The following is a 274-nucleotide window of genomic DNA, read 5'->3' on the forward strand; positions in this document are numbered from 1 at the left end:
GCGCGAAGAAGACACCATTGCCCGTCTGGGAGGCGATGAATTTGTGGCCGTCATGCTCGGCATACGAGATAAGACCGAAATTTATCCGCTCATGGAGCGTCTGCTGGCGAATGCCAACGCGGCCGTCAGCCTTTCCGACATTGAAATCCGCGTTTCGGCCAGCATCGGCGTCAGCTTTTATGACCCGCACTCCGACCTGGATGCCGACCAACTGGTGCGTCAGGCCGACCAGGCCATGTATCAGGCCAAAACTCAGGGCAAAAACCAGGTGTTT

The 274-nt window shown here is 56.9% G+C and carries 1 protein-coding gene; it reads left to right on the forward strand.

Features of this window, described 5'->3' with window-relative positions; all coding sequences use genetic code 11:
• A partial coding sequence (locus tag AVJ23_RS22050; RefSeq protein WP_157772796.1) for a diguanylate cyclase domain-containing protein occupies positions 1 to 274 on the forward strand: 274 nt, incomplete at both ends.

This window comes from Pseudoponticoccus marisrubri (genome assembly GCF_001482405.1).
GTDB classification, from domain to species: Bacteria; Pseudomonadota; Alphaproteobacteria; order Rhodobacterales; family Rhodobacteraceae; genus Pseudoponticoccus; species Pseudoponticoccus marisrubri.